Source organism: Acinetobacter sp. ACNIH3 (assembly GCF_002918965.1).
GTDB classification, from domain to species: domain Bacteria; phylum Pseudomonadota; class Gammaproteobacteria; order Pseudomonadales; family Moraxellaceae; genus Acinetobacter; species Acinetobacter schindleri.
In genome coordinates this window covers 33,697-56,473 of the sequence record NZ_PQLP01000009.1, presented here as the reverse complement: position 1 = coordinate 56,473, position 22,777 = coordinate 33,697, and the positions used below count along the sequence as shown (strand labels likewise).

Genomic DNA, 22,777 nt, shown 5'->3' with positions numbered 1-22,777 from the left:
AGGAATCAGCAATATGGCTAAGCGTGAAAGTGTACAGAAGAAATTACAGCGGATTCGTCCACCGCGTGTGCAATTGACTTACGATGTGGAAGTTGGGGATGCCCGCGAAGTCAAGGAATTGCCCTTTGTAGTCGGCGTGCTGGGAGATTTTTCAGCAGCATCTGAACTGGAAAAAACTAAGCTAAAAGACAAAAAGTTTATCAATGTCGATCTGGACAATATTGATGAAGTGATGGAGTCATTGGCACCACGGGCCAATTTTCAGGTTGAAAATACCCTGACCGAAGAGGGCGGTAAGATGTCTGTGGACCTGACCTTTAATTCCATGGATAACTTTAAGCCAGAACAGGTCGTGCAGCAGGTTGATCCATTACGTCGACTGGTTGAAGCACGTGAACGTTTAACAGATTTGCGTAATAAAATTTCCAATAATGAACGTCTGGAAGATTTGCTAGACGAAGTTCTGAAAAGTACTGATCAGATCCGCAAGATGAGTGTGGAGGCGGAGCATGAGTAATTTAAATGCAGCAACTGCTGAACACCTGAATGTTGAAGAATACTCATTACTGGACTCTATCGTCGAGCGTAGCCGTATCGCGCGTACAGATGAAGAACATGACCGTGCCAAGAGCCTGATTGGGGAGCTGGCACGTGAAGTCATGGCAGGTACGATTACTGTATCGGATAACATGACCCTTGCACTGGATAAACGTATTGCTGAAATTGATGCCCTGATCTCAACCCAGCTGAGCAAGATCATGCATCATGAAGAATTCCAGAAAATTGAATCAACCTGGCGTGGTTTATATTATTTCTGTCAGGAAACACCATCCAATGCTCTGATTAAAATCCGGATGTTGAATACCACCAAAAAGGAATTGATCAAGGATTTCCAAAGTGCCACTGATTTTGATCAAAGCAATTTATTCAAAAAAATCTATGAAGAAGAATATGGCTCTTTCGGTGGAGCACCTTATGCCACCTTGATTGGTGATTTCGAGTTTGATCGCACACCATCAGACATGTATTTACTGGAACAGATTTCCCATGTGGCAGGAGCAGCACATGCACCGTTTATTTCTGCCGCCAGCCCCAGCATGTTTGGGCTGGAATCATTTACCGATATTGATCGTCCACGCGATGCGTCCAAGATTTTTGAAACCGCTGAATATGTACAGTGGCGTTCATTCCGTGAAAGTGATGATGCACGCTATGTTGCATTGACCATGCCACGTGTATTGGGACGTTTGCCATATCATCCGAAAGAAGGTACCGCGACTGAAGGTTTTAACTATGTGGAAGAAGTGTCTGGTGAAGATCATCACGAATATCTGTGGATGAATGCAGCTTATGCTTTCGGCACTCGCTTAACCAATGCTTTTGATATGCATGGCTGGTGTGCTGCGATTCGTGGTGTCGAAGGCGGCGGCTTAGTTGAAGGACTTCCTGTACATACCTTTAAAACGCATGACGGTGACGTGGTATTCAAATGTCCAACCGAAATTGCCATTACGGATCGACGCGAGAAAGAGCTGAGTGATCTTGGTTTTATTCCACTGGTGCACTGCAAAAATACCGATTATGCCGCGTTTTTTGGTGCTCAATCGGCTCAGAAGCCGAAAAAATATGACAATGATGCCGCGAATGCCAATTCTGCTTTATCGAGCCAGATTCAGTACATCATGGCAGTTTCACGTATCGCACATTATTTAAAAGCGATGATGCGTGACAAGGTGGGAAGTTTTGCTTCTGCAGGCAATGTTGAAGCCTTCCTGAATGACTGGTTATCTCAATATGTATTATTGGATGACGGCGCCTCTCAGGAATCAAAGGCGCAATATCCTTTGCGTGAAGCGTCAATCAAGGTTGTAGAAAATCCAGCTGAACCTGGTCACTACAAATCAGTGGTCTTCTTGCGACCACATTTTCAGCTTGATGAGTTGTCTGTATCCCTGCGACTTGTCACTGAACTGCCGCAATCGAGCAATTAGGTCGGTTGCATTTTCTATTATTGATTATAAAACAGGATAAAAATAACAATGAAAGACATATACGTCCAATTTCGCGGCAAATATAAAGTCGATGGTGAATCACGCGATTCTGAACATAAAAGTTGGCTTGAAGTAAATTCCTGGTCACACAATATTCGCCAGCCAAAATCTGCGACGTCTTCAAGTGTGGGTGGCCATACCGCTGAGCGTGTAGAACATTCTGACATGATTTTTGTCAAAGATCTGGATGCTACCAGCCCGAAACTTTGGGAAGCATGTTCTGCCGGTTATACCTTTGATGAAGTTCAGATTGACTTCTACCGTGCCAACGGCGACAAGCGTATCAAGTACTTACAGATCAAACTGAAACACGTTCTGGTTTCTCAAGTCATGCCAAGCGTGAATGCAGAAGGTGTACCGACTGAAGCGTTCGGTCTGAAATATGCTGCGGTTGAGTGGACTTATAACCAGCAAGATATCAACGGTACACAGAAAGGTGCGGTAACCAAAAAATGGTCATTATCCAATAATACGGCATCTTACGCTGCTTAATGCTTCTGAATTTAGAGGCTTGCACCTGCAGGCCTCTATCTGAATGATTAAATTTAAAATGAATGATGGAAACACATGAATCTGGATCAGCTTTATCCTTATGGATTCCGTTCGACCTTGTTTGATCGACTACTGCCACAAGAGGAAGCACGTGCACAGGGCGTGTCAATTCAGCAGTTGCGTGAAGCAGTTGCGGCGGATCTGGAGGATCTGTTGAACAGCCGTATGGCCATGCTCAACCATATGATTGATGATTATGTGCTGGTCAAAAAGTCCATTCTGCAATTTGGAATTATTGATTTTGTGGGCTTATCGACTGCAAATCCGATGGATCGTGACAAAATTTGTCACTCGATTGAGGCATCTATTTCAGCACATGAACCACGGCTTAAGCATGTCCGGGTAGAAATGCTGCTGGATGAAAATAATATGGGTAGCCTGTGCTTAAGCATTCAAGCCTATTTGAATATTCATCCTTTATATGAGCCTGTAATTTTTGATGCTTTATTAAAACCGACCACACAACAATATGTTATTTTGCCAAGATCATAATAAGAATGAGCGCGATTGAAGAATTATTACCTTATTACGAAAAACAGCTGCAGGAATTTAGCCAGCAGTCCCGTGAATTTGCCAATAAATATCCAAAAATTGCCCAACGTCTGTCTTTAAATCAGGAACAGATTGACGATCCGCATATTGAGCGCCTGATTCAGGCATTTTCATTGATCTCTGCACGGATTGATAAAAAGCTATATGACAGCTATGAAATATTTACCCGTTCGATTTTTGCGGTGATGTTTCCCCAGTATGTAAAGCCGTTTCCAGCCTGTTCAATGGTCAGTTTTGAAGATGTTAATAAAATCAAACAGCTGACTGATGCACATTTGATCCCAAAACATACGTCACTCAAATCCAAAAGTGTGCGTGGTGTGCAGTGTGAATACCGGACTGTCCAGGAGGTGGCTTTACTGCCAACTGCATTGAAATCAGTCCATTTTAAAACCCATCCTTCGGCGCACATTCATCTGAACCGTAATGCGACACTCGTGTTGGGTTTTGAAATTTTTAATCAGCAGTTGAACTTATTGCAAAAGCATAAGCTACCAATTTATCTGGATGCGATTTCCAGCTTTCCTTTACAGGTACTGGATCAGGTTTTTAAGACAGAAACCCAGTTTTCGTTAAAGGGCAATGGCCAGGAAATCAAGATTTCAAATCCTTTCGAGCTATCAGGCTTTAGCGAGGAGGAGAGTATACTGCCGGTCGATCAGCACACCCATCAGGCCTATCGACTATTACTGGAATATTTCTGCTTTCCAGACAAGTTCAATTTCCTGAACCTGAATCTGGATTTTCTCCATCAGATCGAAGCAGATACCTCGAATTTTGAGTTGTATATTCACTTTAAAATGAACCTGAATGATCAGGCTGCGGTTCGCAATTATTCAGAACTGAATCTCGCCAATTTCAAGCTGTTCGTGACGCCAGTGGTTAACCTGTTTGAAAAACAGGCCGAACCGCAGAAAATCAATCATCAGCGACTGGAATATCCACTCATTTCAGATGCGCATCATCCTGAATATTATCAGGTGTATGCGGTCTCCGAGATGAACCTGATTCGTGAAAAGACTGATAAAGAACAGGTTGCCCATCAGGTTTTGCCATTTTTTGCCATGAGTCATTACCAGCATGACGGCGCACAATTTTATTATCATCTGCAGCCAGAAATTGCCAGTACGCAAAAGAATGACCTGAAATTTACTTTGGTGTCCAGAAGTCTGGAACCACAGAATACTTCCTCTGATTTTATCAGTACCCAGTTGCTGTGCTGTAACCGCGACCTGCCTTATGAAAGCTATAACAGGGATCAGAATGCCCTCAGCTTGAATGACAGTCAGCTGGCTCGACGCGGACTCTTGTTAAAACGCCCATCTTTACCATATCGATTCAAACAAAGCCAAAAAGAACAATGGCGTGTTATTTCCCATCTTTCCTTGAATAATCTGTCCTTGATGAAAGGTGATGCAGTCACGCATCTGAAGGAATTGCTGGAACTGTATAACCTGCCGGCTTCTAAGGAAAACCAGCAGATCATTGCCGCAATTCAATCGATTGATTTTTCACTTAGTCAGAAATTACTAGAACACAAACCATTTCCTTTGTTTGTTCGTGGGGTTCGTGCGCAGGTCAAAATTGAGAGTGAAGCATTCCGAGGCTCAAGTCTGTATATCTTTGCCCAATTACTCAATCATATTTTTAATCTGAAAGTGCAAATGAACAGTTATGTGGAAATGATTGTGATTGATGCAGCAACAGAACAGGAGGTATACCAATGCGTGCAGAACGTTGGTGGCAAAAAACTTCTGTAGTAGAACAGCTGTATCAGCAGCCCACCCGCTTTGAACTGGTGCAGGCAACACGTTTGCTGCGTCATTATCCTGAGCAGAAATACTCAAAAAACTGGAGCAAAAGTTTTAGTTTTGCTAGCTCGCTGAATCTGAATTTCCCCAAATCTGAGATTGAGTGTCTGCAATGGCAAGGTCAGAAAATTCAGCTGACCAGTCCGATAATTGGCCTGACCGGAACACAGGGAGTATTGCCTTATACCTATACCTATCGTATCAAGCAAAGCCCGCGTCAGCAGCGTGAGGAGACCCTGCATTTTCTCGGGTTGTTTAACCATAAGCTGACCACACAATATATCGAAGCCTCGATTCACTATCATTTGCCGGTACGTTATGAAATTGAGCAGGAAAATCATTATCTGGAGATTCTACATGCGCTGAATGGCTATGTGCGTGAACAACATCAGCAACAGCATCTGGATGATTATTTTGCTGAATTTTCCGGCCTGATGCAGGGGCAGAATAATAGTGCTTATGTGCTGAAAACCATGCTGGACTGCATGTTCAAGCATCAGGTCCAGATCCGGGAATATTTACCTGAGCAGTTTAAACTGGATGCTTCGCAAAAAGCTTCACTGGGCGGATCAAATCCTGCATTACTGGGAATCAATACTTTCTGTGGCGAAGTGCTGACCCAGATTGATGAAAAAATTGAAATCGTGATTGGCCCTTTGAGCCGTCAGGATTATCTGGATTTTCTGCCGCAGCAAAAATATAGCGAAAAACTGAAACAGATGATTTCAACCTGGTGCAGTCCAACCTTGATGGTGGATCTGCGTCTGGTATTAAGCAAAGCAGAAATCTACCCAATTCGGCTCGGTGATACACGTGCCGGACTGGGACAAGGTGCTTTTCTAGTGCCACAAGCCACTGAAAATAATCAGGAAAACTGTTACAGTCTGATGGGGAGAGCAGCTTGATCAAGACCATTGTTGCGACCATTCTGGCACTCATCCTGCTGACAAGCGCTTTGGTGATCTACTACTGGCGTGATGTGCAGTATGATCCGACAGCTATGGAGATACTGCAGTTTTTTATTTTACTTCCTGTCTGTGCTGGCTTGTTATTGCTTTCTCCCTGGTTGATTTATGCATCGCTAAAAGCTTATCAAACAGCTAAATCAGACAAGTTAGAAGTCTCTGAAAATCAAGAAAAACATCTGCAACAGCAAAGTGAACTGGAGAAGAATAAAGATAAACCGTTTGAAGAGCAGACTCTAAAAATCTATTCATCCGCAGCAATCCATAGCTTTGGTGAAAATCAGGAAATTATTGCCGCGATGCAGGCGTTTAAAAGCCCGGAACTGGATGAAACCCTGGTCAATCACTATGGACTGCCGATCCTGTCTTATCGCATTCGACATCTGGACGAGTTGTTAGCCGAAGCAGAAGAGGATGACACTCTGCACAGCATGCGGCTGCAACGAATCAATTTACTGATTCAGCAGCAGATGGAGCAACATGCTGAAAGTCTGCATCACATTGCGACACATCTGAGAAAGTCAGCGATGTTCTATGATGCAGAAACCGCTTATGAATACCGTATGCATCAGGGCTGGATCAATGAACAGTTTGATGAAGAGAATGAAATAGAACCCTCATTTGAGCAGGTGGCACGATTAAATAAGTTGAATCTGCATATTCTGCTGCCAGCAGCATTGATCCATATCTGGCCAGATCAAGCACAACAGGCGCTGATTGAACAGCTAGAACAGCAATATGAAATTGTGCAGCGCCAGATTCATGTCGAGTTCCATTATGTCGATCATCACAATACTTATGCACTCTGGATCAATCTGCTCAATGATATTCAGCAGCAACATGAACAGGTCAGTCTGGTGATTGCAGTACAGTCTGAAATTGATCAGGAGTGGCTGGAACAGCAGTTATGGCAGTCGGAACAATATCTGCCGGGAGAATATGCCGCGAGTATATGCCTGTCTGCTCCACAGTTAAACATTGAAGATTTAATGGAAATTAAATCAATTAAAACCTTAAAGCATGTCAAAAATATTAGTGAATATTTACAGCAACAATGTCCAAATTTTGCTGAACAGTTGCAGCAGGAAGCCGCATTTGTACTGTTGCTGGATGATCCATTACAGATCAATACCTCTAAAAAAATTCAGCAGTATTTAGGTACAGCTGGGATAGAACTGCATCACGGCCTGTATTGCCATTCTTATCTGGGCAGTACAGTAGAGATGAAAGCGTTGTTTGGGATATTTTTGTGCATGCAAATGAATGATGATGTCATTACATTGGCCTATACGGTGCAGCATCCTCAGACATTTTTTGTCTGTCAACCTGTCAATATGGTTGAGGAACTAGAACAGAATGCGGCCTGAAAAATTTTAAAAACCTGAAAAATAATAAAGAAATATAAGAGATTACAGTGAATACATTATTTTATACGATCTTGGGATATGTCTGGCAGTATGTGACCAATCCAAAAGTGATGATGGCATTGTCATTTTTCGTGGTGATTATTTCCATGAAAAACACTGTATCGGACCGTGTGTTCTGGATGCTGGTGGCGGTTTATAGCCTGATCCTGGTAGTCTGGGGGATTTATACACTGATCCAGCATTATCGGCATGGCAAAAAAGGAGAGGAACTTTCCGAGGCTATTGCCAGTACAACCGAAACTGAACAGAACAAACATAAGAATAAAGAAGAACTGCAGTTGATCCAGCAGCAGATGAAGGAGTCAATTCAACTGATCCGCAAGTCTAGACTTGGAGATCGTAAGGGGAATACGGCACTGTATGAACTGCCTTGGTATATGGTGATTGGCAATCCTGCTGCTGGAAAAAGCTCGGCCATTTACCATTCCGGTTTACGTTTTCCATTTGAAGAACATCATCAACAGATGGTGTCTTCCGGCTTAAGCGGGACCCGTAACTGTGACTGGTTTTTCTCAACCGAAGGAGTCTTACTAGATACGGCAGGGCGTTATTCGGTCTATGCTGAGGACCATTCCGAATGGCTCGGTTTTCTGAATATTCTCAAGAAAAATCGTTCAAAGGCGCCCGTGAATGGTCTGATTGTCATTGTCAGTATTGCCGAGCTGGTCAGCCAGAGTCCGGAAAAATCCATTAAATTAGCCAAAAATCTGCGTGCCCGTATTCAGGATCTAACTGAACGTCTAGAAGTCTTTGCTCCCGTGTATCTGGTCTTTTCTAAAATGGACCTGATTGCCGGATTTACCGATTTTTTTGACTGTTATGATGCGCAGGAATTTGATCAGGTTTGGGGCGCGACTTTACCGTATGCGGCAAATTCCAGCGAGCAGGCGCTAGAGCTTTTTGAGGAGCATTACAATATTTTATACGATGGTCTGAAAAGTGTCAGTACAACGCATTTGAGCCGTCGGCATTCACAGCACATTTCTCCAAGTGTAATGACTTTTCCACTGGAATTTAAGAGCCTGAAACCGGTTTTAAAAACCTTTATTTCTACACTGTTCCAGGAAAATCCATACCAGTTTAAACCTATTTTCCGTGGCTTTTACTTTACCAGTGCCTTGCAGGATGGCGTAATTGAAAGCCCAATGACGGAACAGATCGCGGATGATTTTCACTTGATCCACAGTGATGACAGTGAACTTGGTCTGCCGAAACAGTCAGTTTCCCAGAACCACGGTTATTTCCTGAAAGGCCTGTTTTCCAATGTGATCCTGAAAGACAAGCATCTGGTACGTCAGCATATTAACCCGACAAAAAAACGTCAGCGTTTTATGGCCTTTACCGGTGCAATTCTTGGGGTATCGATTGTCCTTAGTTTATGGTTATGGTCATATCGCAATAACCAGCAGCTCATTACTGAAGTTCAGGCCGACCTGAACAAAGTGCTACAGATACAGGCACAGGCCAACCGTTCGCTGAATCATCAGCTGGATGCCTTGCTGATTTTACAGGGGCATCTGCAGCAACTGGATCAGTTTGATCAGGACCGTCCACTGAAATACAGCTTTGGTTTATATCAGGGTAAGCAGATTCGGGAAAAACTGGAAACTGAATATCTTAAAGGCATTGAACAGCTGGTGCTGCAGCCCACCCAGCAGCAGATTGCACAGTATCTGCAACGTGTTAAGGCAAATGAAGCGGTGCTAAAAGAAAATTATATTCAGGTGAAAATGAATCATGTGGCGCAAGGCCGCCAGATTGCTTCTGAACCTTCAGACCAGAATCCTCAGGATGCTTATAATGCCTTAAAAACCTATCTGATGCTGAGCAATCGCCAGTATATGGATTCCAGTCATTTAAGTGATCAGCTGACACGTTTCTGGCGCACATGGCTGGAACAAAACCGCGGTGAAATACCGCGGGGTGAAATGCTCCAGAAAGCCGAGCAGATCCTGGGTTATGCCATTACATTGTCAGGACGAAACAGTTTCCCTCAGTTGAATTCTGATGCAGTATTGGTGGATCAGACCCGTCAGATATTGACAGCGATTACCACCGGTATTTCTGCACGTGACCGTGTCTATAATGAAATCAAGAGTCGTGCGGCCGTGCGTTTCCCCGCAATGACAGTCAAACAGATTCTGGGTGAAACCAACCAGAATGCCATGTTGGGAAGCTATGCTTTGCCGGGAATTTATACCTATCCGGCATGGAAAGGTTATGTACAGGAAGCCATCGAGCAGGCAGCGAGCAGCACAACCGATAGTCGGGACTGGGTGCTGAATACCACGCAATCTGATGATCTCAGCTTTAGTGGTAGTCCTGAGCAGATCCGTCGTCAACTGACTGAGCTCTATAAGAAAGAATATATTGCAGAATGGCGTAAATTCCTGAACGCGATTCATTATGCCAAAGCAGGCGATTTCAATCAGCAGATCAAGCAGATGGATCTCTTGGGCGAACCGGAACATTCTCCAATCCGTATCTTGATCCAACGTGTGGCCCAAGAGACCAGCTGGGATAATCCGATGGTTCAGGCAGAACTGGCGGTGCCGCAAAAAGGCTTTATTGCCTGGTTTAAACGTAAAGTGCTGAATCGTGATGAAGCGAAGCAAGTGCAACAGGCCAATAGCCCGTTACAGCATGGTGTGATTGCACGTGAGTTCCAGATGTTCTATCAGATGGTACGTCAGCGCGATGATCTGCAAAATCAATCGCTTCTAGATGGTTACATGCAGTCAATGGCAAAAATCCGCAGCCAGTACAATGATCTAAAAAGCTCAGGTGATATTGGTCCTGCCAGTATGGCTCTGGTCAAACAGACAATTCATGAACAGAACTCCATTTTTAACACTAGCCAAAAATTTGTGGCAGAGAAAATGGCGGCAGGGACGACAGAGCTGGATCAGCAACTGTTACAAAAACTTTTGGTTGCACCATTAATCCAATCCTTTGAGGGGCTGCTGGTTCCTGCACAGGCTGAAATAAACAAGCTCTGGACCATGCAATCTTATCAGCCATTTAGCCAGAATCTGGCTCAGAAATATCCGTTTAGCAGTCAGGCAACCTTACAGGCCACTTCCAATGAAATTAACCAGATTTTTGGTGAAAGTGGCAGTATTGCACGCTTTGTGAAAGAACATCTGGATCCACTGGTGATCCGACGTGGCTATACTTTGACCTCCAAAACCTGGCAGGATCTGGGAATCAGTCTGAACCCGGCTTTTGTCGCAAATTTCCAGACTTATGTCGCACCTGCTCATGGGGTTGCCACAGGTGAACTGACTCAGGGGCAGGGTACAGCACCTGCTGTAAACCAGTCCAATTTCCAGTTCTATCCATTGGAAAATCCTCAGCTTTTAGCTTATACCTTTGATATCGATGGGCAACGCATGCTGTTTGAAAATGGCATACAGCAATGGGTGAACTTTGTCTGGCCAAATCCGGGTGCGATTCCAGGCACACGCATTACGCTAGTGGATCTGGAAGGGAAAACGCATACCATTTTTGATGAACCGGGCGAATATGGCATTAACCGCCTGATTGAAAGTGCACAACGTACCCAGAAAGGCAGCAACTTTGAGATGGTCTGGAAGAGCAAGGAAAATCCGGAACTTTGGGTAAAAGTGAACTTCCGTCTGGTCAGTGGACAGAATGCCAGTTCTATCGGCGGACAGCCAAACTATGCCAACCTGCAACTGGTGGATCAGGTCGTTTCCAATAAATCAGTACGTGTCGTGGCTGCGCAAAGTGTTCCTGTATCGGCACAGCAGAGTCTGGCTCAAACCAATCCGGCCACAGCATTAGCCAACACAGGAGTAGCTGCACCATGATGAAAATTCAATTGCAACTGCCGAAGCGGTGGAGGGATACGGATGTATGAGTTAAAAACCACACCATTTTATTATGGTAAATGTCCAGCACGTGGCGATTTTCTCAAGTCGCGTGGACAATCTAAGCTTATTCAATTGATTGATCAGTGGATTACGGAAGCATTAGAGGTTGCCATGCAGAAGGCAAATTTCAAGCAGACCTATGCGCAATTACCAGCGCTGGATTTCTTTATTGCCAATTCACAAGAAAAACTATTTTTGCTGGCCAATTTAATTGCCAGTGAAGACAGTTCAGGGCGGCAGTTTCCAATGATGCTCAGTCATCTGATTGAGCATGAACAGCCATTTGAAAATATCATGTATTCGCCATTACGCTATAAATCGGCTCTGGTTGAGCTTTATCAATGCAACCGGGTGATGCGTTCCATCAGTGATACTGATATTTTGCTAAATAAACTCAGCAAGCTGAGCAACAAGGTTATGGTGCACAGCCATGAAGAAGTGCAGGAATTTTATCAACATCATACGATTCATTCATTTGCAAAGCTGATGAATCTGAGTGCCTATCAGCTGGCACAGAGCTTGATTGGATTGGGATTATTGCTGCAACCGATTGTTCAGCAAGGTACTAGCCGCCTGAATAAAGTGCTGATTTTACCTATTCATAATATAATTTATTGCTATGAAATTGCAGCATTTTGGGTCAGCCTGATCAGCCAGTTTGTACAACATCATCATACAGAACTGTTGATTGGTATATTACATAAAGAACAGCCTATTTTATTATTTGGTTTTAAAGGTGCAGATATACAGGCTTTAAGTGATATTTTTACCGAAAACTTAGATAGTCAACACTGGGTATCCTTGATCCATGCAGCCTGGATTGACCCGTATCTAGAAAATAATGCAGGTTTGGCAGCCTTGGAACAGTCCTTAAGTGAGCGTCAGATGAGTCTGGCTCAAGGCATCAAGTTATTTAAACAAACATTTGTAGAAGCATAAAATGAAAATAAAAAACAAATACTTAAAATTAAAAAAAATATATAAAATCAATCTCTTAATCTGTTTTTTTTTGAGTTTTTCAGTGTGTGCGCAACCGATCATTATTGAAGGTGCTGTACCCACTGAGATGACCAAACAGGAAATACTGAGTAAATTATATACAACTTATGGGCAGAAAAATGTGGTGGACCGCATCCAGATCCGTCAGGTCACCGCACCAGCAGACTGGTCAAATACAGTCAGTACAGTAATTCATGAAGATCTGAAAAAGGTCAAAAACGGTAAATTAACAGTAAAAGGTACTGATATTCAGCTCACAGGTAAACTATCAAATCCTCATGAAATTCAGGAAATTACAGCAAAATTTCAGGGATTAACACCAGCAAGTTACCGCTTAAATACCCAGCTTTCAGTCAATCAGGCTGAACAGCAGATCATTGATGCAGCATTAAAGAATCGAATTATTGAGTTTGAATCTGGTAGTGCGGTATTAGCATTTTCAGGTGCACAGATCCTGGATGAAATGGTCATTGCTTTAAACAAGGTGGGTGCTAAAAAAATACGGATTATTGGACATACGGATAGTTCAGGCAATGCTCATCAAAATCTGCAATTGAGTCAGCAACGTGCAGAAGCAGTAAAGACTTATTTAATCAAAAAAAATATTCCAGCACATTTGCTCAGTACTGATGGTCTAGGTGCAAGTAAACCTGTAGCGGAAAATACCACAGCTGAAGGTCGAAAGAAAAACCGTCGGATTGAGTTTGAAGTACTTTAAAAATATAAGTTGCTTGAGCAACAACATAGATAATCGTATTATTAATAGTTGTTATTCCCAAGTAGAAATGTCCTACCTTAAAACCAAATAGAAATGTCCTATACAGACATTTCCAAGTCAAGCACAGGATTCAGATTTCGTTCTTTGATTACTGTTTTCTGTGCACGTCTGCTTGGCATCTTTTGAGAACGATTGCGTTTATTTTGTTGTTCTAGTTCTTCATGCTGCTGTTGAATATGGGCTAATACAGAACCCAAACGTTTATTTTCAACAATCTCTCGCTGGTTGAGCTGACTTAATTTATCGAAGATGCTGTAATTGATTTTTCTTCCCTGATATTCAATCGCGACTGTACTATCCGGGTATTCCAGAAACTCAAGATACTTGCCAATCAATCTTTGGTTTTCTTCCGTGTTTTCCAGGAGATATACGCATTTATCATAAGTGATCGTCAGGCTATTCGTGACTCTGCGGGGTTCACGCCAGGTAAAAATATCATCTAATTCTTCGGCTGTTTCAGTGACAGTCCGGTGTAGATCCTTGGGATTAAAGGCCATCTTGGCAAACTTCTGATTGAACTGCTCAATGAAGCAGGGTAGCCAGGCATTGGCTTCGGCAATCGAACTGATGCCTTCCAGACGCATTTCTTTGATCAGACGGTCCTGAAGCGTTCTATTGGCTCGTTCTACACGGCCTTTGGCCTGTGGTGAATTAGCGAAGATAATATCGATATTCAGGGTGCTGAGTACGCGCCCAAACTGGGTAATCTTGGTGTCTTTCTTACTGCCTTGATTCACCCTGAAGACTGAATGTTTATCGCTGTAGAAGGCTAAAGGCTTACCATGCTGCTCAACATACAAACGTGTTGAAATCATATAGTCAAAGGTTGATTCCGACTCACAGAAGCGTAAATGCTGTAATTTGCCTGTGGCATCATCGATAAATACCAGCAGACAGTATTTAGGGGCTCGACCTTCAAACCAGTCATGGTGTGAGCCATCGATTTGGATCAGTTCACCATAACAGTCCCGGTTATAACGAGGCTGATACGGGCGTTTCAGACGCTTGGCGCGAGGAATCCATAAATCGGCTGCAATCATCCAGGAACGCAGTGTTTCCACTGAAATATCAAAGCCATGAACGGTGGTGAGCTTTTCATGCGCTAAAGTGGGTCCGAAACCATGCAGTTGATCAGAAACAATATTGAGGCACTTGAGTCTGAGCTCTTCAGGAAGCCTGGAATTGCTGATTTGACCACGACCGGCATGGGCTAATACAGCTGGGCCTTGAGCTTTGTATTTTTGCAATAAACGCCTGATCTGACGCTCTGAAATATGAAGTAGCTGAGCAGCTTGGGACTGGGTTATGCGTTGATCACAGATTTCCTGCAAGACCGACAATCGTTTAAGTTCTTTATCCGACATAGACACCAACATATCAAACCGTCCGCTAAGAAAATTGCAAAAGTGCATATTCTAAAAGCGGACATTTTTACTTTGGGGAAACCGGACATTTCTACTTTGGGCTTACAGACTGTGTTATTCACCAATTAAAATGTCTATGCGATAAACCATTTAAAATGTCCTGTTTTTAACTGCAAGAGTCAAGCACAGGATTTAAATTTCTTTGTTCAATAACAGCTTTCTGAGCTTTACGACTCGGCATACTTTTCTTGAGACGGGAACGTTTATTCTGTTTCTCCAACTCCTCATGTTGCTGCTGGATATGGGCTAAAACCGAGCCTAACCGTTTATTCTCAACCACTGCATTCTGCTGTAGTCCAGCCAGTTTATTGAAGACGCTATAGTTAATCTTCCGTCCTTCATGCATGATGGCCACAGTGCCATCCGGGTATTCCAGAAATGAAATGTATTGCCCAACAAGCTTATGATTCAGCTGTGTCGGTTCAAGCAGATAAATACACTTGTCATACGTGATGGTTAGGTTCTTTGTGACCTTACGCGGTTCCTGCCAGGTGAATATATCCTCCAGCTCAGCATCAGATTCCGTTAAAGATCGATGCAAGTTCTTTGGGTTTCTCGCACACTTGGTGAACTTCTGGTTGAAATGCTCAATAAAGCAGGGTAGCCAGGCATTGGCTTCGGCAATTGAACTGATGCCTTCCAGACGCATCTCCTTGATCAAACGGTCTTGAAGGGTTCTATTCGCGCGTTCTACGCGACCTTTGGCCTGTGGTGAGTTGGCAAAGATAATATCAATGTTTAACTCATTCAGAATCCGGCCAAATTGCGTGATCTTGCTGTCCTGGCTCGATTTCTGGTTCACTCGGAAGACCGAATGTTTATCGCTATAAAAGGCCAGAGGCTTACCGTATTGTTCAATGTAGGCTCGGGTTGAAAGCATATAGTCGAAGGTCGTTTCCGCCTCACAGAAGCGCAGATGTAACAGCTTTCCAGTGGCATCATCGATATACACCAATAAACAGCACTTAGCAGCGCGTCCTTCAAACCAGTCATGATATGAGCCATCAATCTGGATCAGCTCACCGAAGCAATCCCGATTATAACGTGGCTGATATGGACGTTTAAGGCGCTTGGATCGCGGAATCCAGAGGTCATTTGCAGTCATCCAGCGCCGAAGCGTTTCTACCGGGATATTCAGGTCAAATATGCTGCTGAGCTTCTCATGGGCCAAGGTGGGTCCAAATCCCAGCAGATGTTCAGAAATAATGGAAAGACATTTTGATTTTAATAAATCATCATGGCGACGATGGCCAGGTTGACCACGACTGGCATGCGCCATACCTGAAACACCATCTTGATTGAGCTTCTGTAATAACCGGGTAATTTGACGGGTTGAAAGATTGAGGATTTCAGCAGCACGGACTTGTGTAATACGTTGATCTCGAACGTCTTGCAGAACAGCAAGACGTTGAATTTCTTTGTCAGACATAGTGATCAGCATCTATATTTCATATCCAGTCCATGATGTTTAAACCATCATAAACTAGACATTTTTATTGGTGAGAATATAGACATTTTGAATGGGTTCTAACAGACTGATTTCGTATAATGTATATTATGTTAAATAGGATGTTATGCAGATAGCCTATCTCTATATATGTTGTTCATAAAAATTAATTTTGAAATTTTCAGTAGAAATTAAAGCTAAAAATGAAATTGCGAAAAAATAAAGCTAATAATGAAATAAAACTCACTTAGGAAAAAATCATTACTAGTTTTATCAAATAAAATCTTCGATCTATCAAAAATTCTCATCGATTTTTATACATTAGCGACCAAAGCTTTTCTTTTGTATTCAATCGCAAAATCTTCACCTTCCTTGCGAATTGCATCTTGGTATTCAAGCTTTTTAAAAGAATTTCTACTGTAAATCTGAGAAATCCATTCTGGTGTTACTTATATCTACTAATCTCAAAACCGCAATATTACTATCTCTGATCCCGCCAAACTGCCAAGGAATACCTAAGTCAAGACTTCCCTCCCTCAATAAATGTCAGCCTGTTACCGATATGACCAGTCTGTTCGGGTTTATTCTATATCATTGAATGGAAAATAAACCCCACGTCTCTGGGGGCATCTCTCAATAATAGTAGCTACTACGGTTGTAAATTATTCTAGAATGGATTATTTGTACTTTTTCTTTTTATCATGTCTATATACAGGCTTGATTGCATGAGTAGTCATCAACTTTGAGAGATTCTGCTCAATTGATTCTCGTAACCCATCTAAACACTGAACCTCATTGGAGGATTTTAAATAGTCAGTAATTTGATCACTGAAATTCTCAATAATTTCTTTGGCATTTCTAATGCGAAATTCAGGGCTTTCAGCTAATTTTAACAGCTCTACCTTAGTCGGGAATCGTTTACTGCCACTTATTTTAAGCGCGAGTTGATCATCAATATTTTTATAAATAAGTGTATGTGTGATATCAAAAGGTGGTGATACAAAGATCTCGCTCATATCTGGCGTGTATTGCAGAGCAAAGTTTTTAAGGTGAGCGTCACCGTTCCCGATCAGGCAATTAAAAACAATGTACTTATACATTTTTGTGACTTCTGCTTCACTTCGAGTGTATAGGTAGGTGGCTTTAAGCAAGTTTTCGTAGCTACCCTTGTACTTCTCATTCGGGTCATTAGATCTTTTGAGAAGAGTCGTAAAATCCTCGTAGCCTAACTTGGTTCCATCAGCAGCTTTATCAAAAACGCTCAATAATGTAGGTTTCTAAATTGGCTGATAGATATGTTTTTGGTGGTTGCAAACCACAATGACGAGCAGCTTCCATACAGACAAATTCATTTACCGTAAGCAAATCAAAGTCTGCATCATAAGACTTAACAATCAGGTCTTTTTGTTGAACAGTGCGCTCCGTTACACTAGTCACATTGGGAATGCTAACTTTGGGCTGAACTCCAGCTAAAGAGTTTCGTAAATAGTATTTTTCTAATAATTTTGGAAAAAGTGGAACTTGGCTATTGTAATTAAGAATTTCATCCAGGCTTACTATTTCTACTTCTGGTAATTGCAATTCACTTTTATAGGACAACATGCCAATACCATTAGCTTCTTGCAGAGCTAATAAATACATTTCATTTACATTGGCATATCGAGCAAGTTTACTGGCAATAAAATGGCGATTATGCCCCTCTGGTAAATTTTGGGAAAAAATAGGATGTAATGCCCCATGTGAATATCCCTGCATATCAGGTAAAGTCATTGTAAGAGATACAAATCTTTGTTCTTGTATGGGTTGATAGCAGTAATGACCACTATGCGTCAGCAAGCCTTGTTTGAAATTATCCGTGAATACTTCAATAGACTTGATTTCTGTGGGTAGTTGAAAGTTGTCCATCAATCTTCTTCACTAAATAGAGTGTCGATGTCATTCCAATTTGGCAGATTTCGTTTTTTGGGCGTGACTTCAAACTGCAATCCAACCGCATCTATTAGACGTTCAAAAATATCAAATGAGCCTGTGAAACGACCATTTTCTATTTCAGAAATGGTAGATTTATTGACTCCAGATTTTTTTGCCATCATTTGTTGTGTGTAGTCTAATTTCCGCCTTGCTTCACGTATTTTTACTCCAATCTCTGCACGACTAGCCATAAAACCACCCCCATCTGTTCGTCATTTAGCGAAATATTGCTAACCAGTATATATAAGTTTGCTATATGGCGAATATTAGGGTTTATGTTGTCTATATTTCGCTATATGGCGAATATCTTACTATATTTATTTTATATTTGCTATATGGCGAATATTAGGGTTTATGTTGTCTATATTTCGCTATATAGCGAATAATTAACTAATAAACGTTTTCTGAATTACACGGTATATCTAAAAAGATGGATGTTTATATTTTATTCAATATTGTTAGACCTAATATCAATTGGTTTTAATCACTCCTAAAAATAAAATGACCGCATTAAATAATGCGGTCGAATTCCAACATTTAGTGACTACTTTTAAGCAATCATTTCCGCATATTTCTCCTTGAACATTTTATGGCGTTGGATGAGATGTTCAGACAAATATTGAGCATCCTGATCAATGCCAAGGAAACGCCCCGATCCCCAGGTATATAACCATGGCAAGCCAATAAAGCTGACATCTGGGTCAACTGTGATCCCACGATCATGTTTTGGATAGCCACTGTTTTCAAATATGTCCAGATCAATCCAGGAGTAATCAGGTCTAAAGCCGATACACCAGATGATTGCGGTAATATTTTCTTCAGCTAAGTTAATTTCTGTCCGCTCTATTTCTGGCTTCCAAACTGGCGTATACACACTGGCCGGCTCAGCTGTTTCAATCGAATTTTGCTCAATAAAGGCATCAATTGATGCATTAATACGGTTGTAGGTAGTATCAGCATTATCCAGGTGTTGTACAAGATTTGGCTGGAATTTAAGTGCACCGTTCTCAAAGTCAGAAAAACGTCCGAACAATTGCATGCCTTCGAGTGCAAATTTACGCAGGTCGATATCCCGCCCACCGTCACGACCAGTCACATAATGGTTGGTACTATTACGCACCTCTTCACTATAGCGATGGTCTTTGACAGTGGTTTCGTAATAACCCATCTCAAACAGCCATTTCACCACATCCTTGCCACGATAGAAACGTGCGCAACGTGGCGCATCCCCAATGGATAGATAGACTTTTTTTCCAGCCAGATGAAGGTCTTCTGCAATCTGCGCACCCGACTGCCCCGAACCCACGACCAATACATTCCCTTCAGGCAGTTGCTCTGGATTAAAATATTGCTCTGAATGAATCGTATAGACATGTTCTGGCAACTCAGAACTAAGTTTTGGGTAAATTGGAGTGTGATAGCCACCCGCTGCAATTACGACCTGATTCGCTGTCGTTTTACCTATGCTGGTCTGAATATGAAAATGCTGTTCTGCAATCTTACTAATCTGTTCAACAGTGACATTTAAAATTGCAGGTGGACTCAGGTTTTCTATAAAGCCATCCAGATATTCGACAATTTCTTCCCGCTTCATAAATCCATCTGGATCATGGCCATGATAAGGATGGTCAGGCAATAAACACTGCCAGTTTGGCGTGACCAAAGTAAAATTGTCCCAGCGTTTTTTACGCCAGCTATGGGTCAGACAATCTTCTTTTTCCAAGACCACATGATCGATTTTCGCCTGTTTGAGATAATGGCTGACTGAGAGTCCGGCCTGACCACCACCGACAATGACGACATCATAATGTGACTTTAATGTGATGGATTGCAACATAGTGATTTCCTCTAGTCGATGTTATAGATATCTGTGATCTCGATCGTATCCTCAGGCTTTACTGAATATGATTGGGCCTGTTGCTGAATGCGATTGAGCGTGTCCATGGCTGAACTGCAGGCAAAGCCATAACGGGCACGTACTCGTTCAGATGCTGCCTGTAGGGCATGTTCTGCCTGTTTTAAAAATTCTTGACCCGCCCATTGCTGACCTTTCTGAAAATATTCATAGACAATGGTGCTGGGTGAATAGAAGTTACTGCTTTGACCATTCGGCCATTTCACCGTGAAATTTACGCTTGGCATAAGCTGAGCTCCCCTTGTCTAAAATTGTGTTGATATCTTTGAAAATCTTGAATCTGTTCTGCATAGCACAGGCCAGTGAAAAGCTGCTGTTGAAAATCCCAAAATTCAACTTGTGACTTTTTATTAGAAATATTGACTTTGCCTGAAGCATTCACCTGTCCAATCACGGCACAATGCAGATCCTGTGCAGCAAACAGTTCAATAATCTCTTCACATTCTTCATCGTCAGCAGTCAATAAAAAGCCATAACTTGGGAAAATTTGTAGCCAGTACCGCCAGTCGACCTTTTGAGGCTTAGCAATCTGTTCAAGCTGAATATCTGCACCGCAGCCGGATGCTTCCAGCAACATCAGTAGGCTGCCAAGAATTCCGGCATTGCTGATATCACGTGCTGCATACGCTAGTCCCTGTTCTGCTAGTTGAGGTAGGATGTCCAGCTCTGCCTGCAACTTTTCTCCATCCACGCCTTCAAAACATTTCCAGTACGTTGTGTTGGGATGGAACTGCCCTTTCAGGTTTAGCGCCAACAAGATGTTTTGTTGCGGTTGTACATGCATGACCGAAAGAAGCTGCTTAGCCTCACCCTGAATAGCAACTGAAAGTGCTGGCTGAAAATTGGGATCAATATGGGTATGTCCACCCACCAATGACACACCATAATATTGACAGGCATCTTGCATACCCTGCATGAGTTCTTGAGCCTGTTCAGTACTGCGATGCCAGAAACTATTGACGACTGATGTCGCTCTACCACCCATGGCACTAATGTCACTGATATTGGCCATGACTGCTGACCAGCCAGCAAAATAAGGATTGCTTTCTACAAAGCTCGGAATCATGCCTTCACAGGCATGCAACATATAACCATGATCTGTTGCAATTGCAGCCGTATCGTCTCCGGGCAAAGCATACAGATCAGCTATTTTTTCAATTTTTGGCTGGATGACTTTAATCCCTTGACCAATATTCATTTTGGCCTGCATGGCAGGTGTGTGTCTGAGGTAGTCAAGCAACTGTTCAAGTTCTGACTGGTTCATTTATACCCCCCTGCATTGCAGATAAATGCTGCATGTAAGCCTGACTGATATTGAGCAATTGATAATGTGCAAGGTCTGCTTGCATTAATACATGTGGAATATGGGCAACCTGAATGTTTTGTTCACTGTGCCAATGCAGCTTTTGGAAATACACTTCATTCTGCTGTTGTACCGTCGCGAGAAAACGCTGGCATCCCAGATTTTTTGCAGTTGAAACCGCCGCATTGATTAAGGCTTTGCCAATAGCGTGATGGTGACGATATAAGGGATCAACACAGAGTCGGCCACCCCACCAGGTCTGTTTACCTTCAGGGAAAATCCGGACTGCACCAATGACCCGATCCGGTTCACCAAACATCTGACCAATTGCTACAATACCGAATGCTTTGAAATCGTATTCATCCCGATCTTCTTTCAGGATCTGCTGTTCATCACGAAAGGTTGCTTCACGAAGACGGTAATACTGGCGACGTTCCCAATCTTCGCTGACAATTTTGATCACGATATCCGCGCTGATAAATTCATCAGCCAGATAATGCTTGAGTTGCTGGTTAACTGCCTGCAACCATAGGTTTTGTGAAAGATCATCATCTAAATACATAGCAATCTCTCCTATTCATAAGCTTTGAGTGATGAGCAGGCACCACATTTGGCACATCCCGCCTGGGTGTCTTCAGACTTCAATTTATGCTGTTTCAGCTGGGCACCTATTTCTGGATAGAGCGCCTGCATAAACTCTGGTTCTGGTTTTGAATGATGCTCCAGTGGCGTGCCATGAATCGGCACAAATGGAACGACAAATGGATAGACGCCGATTTCAGTCAGTTTGGCAGTCATGTCCAGAATTTCTTCTCGAGTGTCTCCAAGTCCAGCCAGAATATAAGTACTGACCTGACCCCGACCAAAGACCTCCACTGCAGCCTTAAATGCAGCAAAGTATTTATCCAGTGAGACTTCGGCTTTGCCCGGCATGATCTTGTGTCGTACGCGATCACTGACAGCTTCTAAGTGCATGCCGATCGATACTGCCCCTGCATTTTTTAACTTGGCAAACCAGCTAAAATCATCAGGTGGTTCACATTGCACCTGTATCGGCAAATCGACAACTGCACGAATTGCAGTGACTGAATCAAATAAAATCTCGGCACCACGATCCGAAGTGCTTGGTGTTCCTGTCGTCAGGATCATTTGGGTAATGCCATCCAGCTCGACGGCTGCTTTAGCCACTTCTGCCAGCTGTTCAGGACGTTTTCGAATTAAAGTACGACCATCTTTGAGAGACTGATCAATTGAGCAGAACTGGCAGGCAGTTGCCTTGTCATTCATGCGAATACAGTGCTGTAATACCGTTGTTGCCAGAACATCATGGCTATGCAAGGTGGCGATTTGTTCATAAGGAATACCGTCTGCAGTTTTCAGATCATAAAACTTTGGACGTTTTGGCGCTGTCAGTGTGGCTACCGGGATTTTGTTCTTAAAGACAATTACATTGTCCGATTCTTTGTCCTGCTGTGCAGTATAAGGAGAATCCTGAGCTGCCAGATTCAGCACAGGAATCATCATGGTTTGTCCATTCAGACTGAGTGCTTTATGGTCGCTTGGGCCCGCTCCCCCTTTACGGGCCAGACCAACCTCACCTTCCCATTTCAGGCCGTTGCATTGCAGGTCACTGAGTAATTCAACTGCTGACATGGCGACACTCCTTACACTTAATATTTAATTCAT

The 22,777-nt window shown here is 42.7% G+C and carries 18 protein-coding genes and 1 pseudogene; 10 read left to right on the top strand and 9 right to left on the bottom strand.

Translation table 11 applies throughout. The features are described 5' to 3' along the window. Positions 1 to 13: 13 nt before the first annotated feature. The 10 genes from tssB to C3420_RS06185 all read left to right on the top strand — a co-directional run bounded on the left by tssB (position 14) and on the right by C3420_RS06185 (position 12,971). Entirely contained in the window at positions 14 to 517 is a 504-nt protein-coding gene (gene tssB, locus C3420_RS06230) for a type VI secretion system contractile sheath small subunit (RefSeq protein ID WP_004809254.1), read from the top strand. Beyond that, complete coding sequence (gene tssC, locus C3420_RS06225) at positions 510 to 1,991, top strand: type VI secretion system contractile sheath large subunit (protein WP_103800150.1); 1,482 nt, start codon at positions 510 to 512, stop codon at positions 1,989 to 1,991. The genes tssB and tssC overlap by 8 nt, the downstream gene beginning before the upstream one ends. 48 nt (positions 1,992 to 2,039) lie before the next feature. Further along, on the top strand, positions 2,040 to 2,543 hold the full coding sequence (locus C3420_RS06220) for an Hcp family type VI secretion system effector (RefSeq protein WP_004809258.1): 504 nt from the start codon (positions 2,040 to 2,042) through the stop codon (positions 2,541 to 2,543). A 75-nt stretch (positions 2,544 to 2,618) separates the two neighbouring features. Further along, entirely contained in the window at positions 2,619 to 3,095 is a 477-nt protein-coding gene (tssE, locus tag C3420_RS06215; protein ID WP_103800149.1) for a type VI secretion system baseplate subunit TssE, read from the top strand. 5 nt (positions 3,096 to 3,100) lie between these two features. Further along, positions 3,101 to 4,915 carry a type VI secretion system baseplate subunit TssF gene (gene tssF / locus C3420_RS06210; protein ID WP_103800148.1) on the top strand — a complete coding sequence of 605 codons (1,815 nt, stop codon included), beginning with the start codon at positions 3,101 to 3,103 and terminating at the stop codon, positions 4,913 to 4,915. Continuing rightward, positions 4,879 to 5,871: a type VI secretion system baseplate subunit TssG gene (gene tssG, locus C3420_RS06205; RefSeq protein WP_103800147.1), complete on the top strand. Its 993-nt coding sequence runs from the start codon at positions 4,879 to 4,881 to the stop codon at positions 5,869 to 5,871. The genes tssF and tssG overlap by 37 nt, the downstream gene beginning before the upstream one ends. Continuing rightward, entirely contained in the window at positions 5,868 to 7,298 is a 1,431-nt protein-coding gene (locus tag C3420_RS06200) for a hypothetical protein (RefSeq protein WP_103800146.1), read from the top strand. The genes tssG and C3420_RS06200 overlap by 4 nt, the downstream gene beginning before the upstream one ends. Before the next feature lie 47 nt (positions 7,299 to 7,345). Next, positions 7,346 to 11,191, top strand: a complete 3,846-nt coding sequence (gene tssM / locus C3420_RS06195) for a type VI secretion system membrane subunit TssM (RefSeq protein ID WP_103800145.1) — start codon at positions 7,346 to 7,348, stop codon at positions 11,189 to 11,191. Positions 11,192 to 11,233: 42 nt separating this feature from the next. Continuing rightward, a complete protein-coding gene (gene tagF / locus C3420_RS06190; RefSeq protein ID WP_103800144.1) occupies positions 11,234 to 12,193 on the top strand; it encodes a type VI secretion system-associated protein TagF in 960 nt (319 codons plus the stop codon). Between the two features lies 1 nt (position 12,194). Then, positions 12,195 to 12,971, top strand: coding sequence for an OmpA family protein (locus C3420_RS06185; RefSeq protein ID WP_171294446.1), 777 nt, complete (start codon positions 12,195 to 12,197; stop codon positions 12,969 to 12,971). Between the two features lie 98 nt (positions 12,972 to 13,069). Here C3420_RS06185 and C3420_RS06180 read toward each other — a convergent pair whose 3' ends face one another. The 9 genes and pseudogenes from C3420_RS06180 to C3420_RS06135 form a co-directional block, all read right to left on the bottom strand. Next, positions 13,070 to 14,395 (bottom strand): ISNCY family transposase, encoded by a 1,326-nt coding sequence (locus C3420_RS06180; protein ID WP_103800158.1) that lies wholly within the window; start codon positions 14,393 to 14,395, stop codon positions 13,070 to 13,072. 166 nt (positions 14,396 to 14,561) lie between these two features. Beyond that, on the bottom strand, positions 14,562 to 15,896 hold the full coding sequence (locus C3420_RS06170) for an ISNCY family transposase (RefSeq protein WP_103800143.1): 1,335 nt from the start codon (positions 15,894 to 15,896) through the stop codon (positions 14,562 to 14,564). Positions 15,897 to 16,579: 683 nt separating this feature from the next. Further along, a pseudogene (locus C3420_RS17840) lies at positions 16,580 to 17,807 on the bottom strand (type II toxin-antitoxin system HipA family toxin). Continuing rightward, entirely contained in the window at positions 17,807 to 18,064 is a 258-nt protein-coding gene (locus C3420_RS06160; protein WP_004894712.1) for a helix-turn-helix transcriptional regulator, read from the bottom strand. The pseudogene C3420_RS17840 and the gene C3420_RS06160 overlap by 1 nt, the downstream one beginning before the upstream one ends. Positions 18,065 to 18,423: 359 nt before the next feature. Beyond that, positions 18,424 to 19,710 carry an MSMEG_0569 family flavin-dependent oxidoreductase gene (locus C3420_RS06155; protein WP_103800142.1) on the bottom strand — a complete coding sequence of 429 codons (1,287 nt, stop codon included), beginning with the start codon at positions 19,708 to 19,710 and terminating at the stop codon, positions 18,424 to 18,426. An 11-nt stretch (positions 19,711 to 19,721) separates the two neighbouring features. Next, positions 19,722 to 20,015 (bottom strand): MSMEG_0570 family nitrogen starvation response protein, encoded by a 294-nt coding sequence (locus C3420_RS06150; protein ID WP_103800141.1) that lies wholly within the window; start codon positions 20,013 to 20,015, stop codon positions 19,722 to 19,724. Beyond that, on the bottom strand, positions 20,003 to 21,052 hold the full coding sequence (locus C3420_RS06145; protein ID WP_103800140.1) for a sll0787 family AIR synthase-like protein: 1,050 nt from the start codon (positions 21,050 to 21,052) through the stop codon (positions 20,003 to 20,005). The genes C3420_RS06150 and C3420_RS06145 overlap by 13 nt, the downstream gene beginning before the upstream one ends. Beyond that, the gene (locus C3420_RS06140) at positions 21,033 to 21,653 is read right to left on the bottom strand and encodes an MSMEG_0567/Sll0786 family nitrogen starvation N-acetyltransferase (RefSeq protein WP_103800139.1); all 621 of its coding nucleotides are present in this window, start codon (positions 21,651 to 21,653) and stop codon (positions 21,033 to 21,035) included. Before C3420_RS06140 ends, C3420_RS06145 begins: the two co-directional genes overlap by 20 nt. A gap of 11 nt (positions 21,654 to 21,664) precedes the next feature. Continuing rightward, a complete protein-coding gene (locus tag C3420_RS06135; protein ID WP_103800138.1) occupies positions 21,665 to 22,744 on the bottom strand; it encodes an MSMEG_0568 family radical SAM protein in 1,080 nt (359 codons plus the stop codon). Positions 22,745 to 22,777 lie beyond the last annotated feature (33 nt).

Bases quoted from the DNA above. Each gene is read 5' to 3' on its own strand.
- tssB (WP_004809254.1), top strand. From the start codon at position 14: ATGGCTAAGCGTGAAAGTGTACAGAAGAAATTACAGCGGATTCGTCCA.
- tssC (WP_103800150.1), top strand. From the start codon at position 510: ATGAGTAATTTAAATGCAGCAACTGCTGAACACCTGAATGTTGAAGAA.
- C3420_RS06220 (WP_004809258.1), top strand. From the start codon at position 2,040: ATGAAAGACATATACGTCCAATTTCGCGGCAAATATAAAGTCGATGGT.
- tssE (WP_103800149.1), top strand. From the start codon at position 2,619: ATGAATCTGGATCAGCTTTATCCTTATGGATTCCGTTCGACCTTGTTT.
- tssF (WP_103800148.1), top strand. From the start codon at position 3,101: ATGAGCGCGATTGAAGAATTATTACCTTATTACGAAAAACAGCTGCAG.
- tssG (WP_103800147.1), top strand. From the start codon at position 4,879: ATGCGTGCAGAACGTTGGTGGCAAAAAACTTCTGTAGTAGAACAGCTG.
- tagF (WP_103800144.1), top strand. From the start codon at position 11,234: ATGTATGAGTTAAAAACCACACCATTTTATTATGGTAAATGTCCAGCA.
- C3420_RS06185 (WP_171294446.1), top strand. From the start codon at position 12,195: ATGAAAATAAAAAACAAATACTTAAAATTAAAAAAAATATATAAAATC.
- C3420_RS06180 (WP_103800158.1), bottom strand. From the start codon at position 14,395: ATGTCGGATAAAGAACTTAAACGATTGTCGGTCTTGCAGGAAATCTGT.
- C3420_RS06170 (WP_103800143.1), bottom strand. From the start codon at position 15,896: ATGCTGATCACTATGTCTGACAAAGAAATTCAACGTCTTGCTGTTCTG.
- C3420_RS06160 (WP_004894712.1), bottom strand. From the start codon at position 18,064: ATGGCTAGTCGTGCAGAGATTGGAGTAAAAATACGTGAAGCAAGGCGG.
- C3420_RS06155 (WP_103800142.1), bottom strand. From the start codon at position 19,710: ATGTTGCAATCCATCACATTAAAGTCACATTATGATGTCGTCATTGTC.
- C3420_RS06150 (WP_103800141.1), bottom strand. From the start codon at position 20,015: ATGCCAAGCGTAAATTTCACGGTGAAATGGCCGAATGGTCAAAGCAGT.
- C3420_RS06145 (WP_103800140.1), bottom strand. From the start codon at position 21,052: ATGAACCAGTCAGAACTTGAACAGTTGCTTGACTACCTCAGACACACA.
- C3420_RS06140 (WP_103800139.1), bottom strand. From the start codon at position 21,653: ATGTATTTAGATGATGATCTTTCACAAAACCTATGGTTGCAGGCAGTT.
- C3420_RS06135 (WP_103800138.1), bottom strand. From the start codon at position 22,744: ATGTCAGCAGTTGAATTACTCAGTGACCTGCAATGCAACGGCCTGAAA.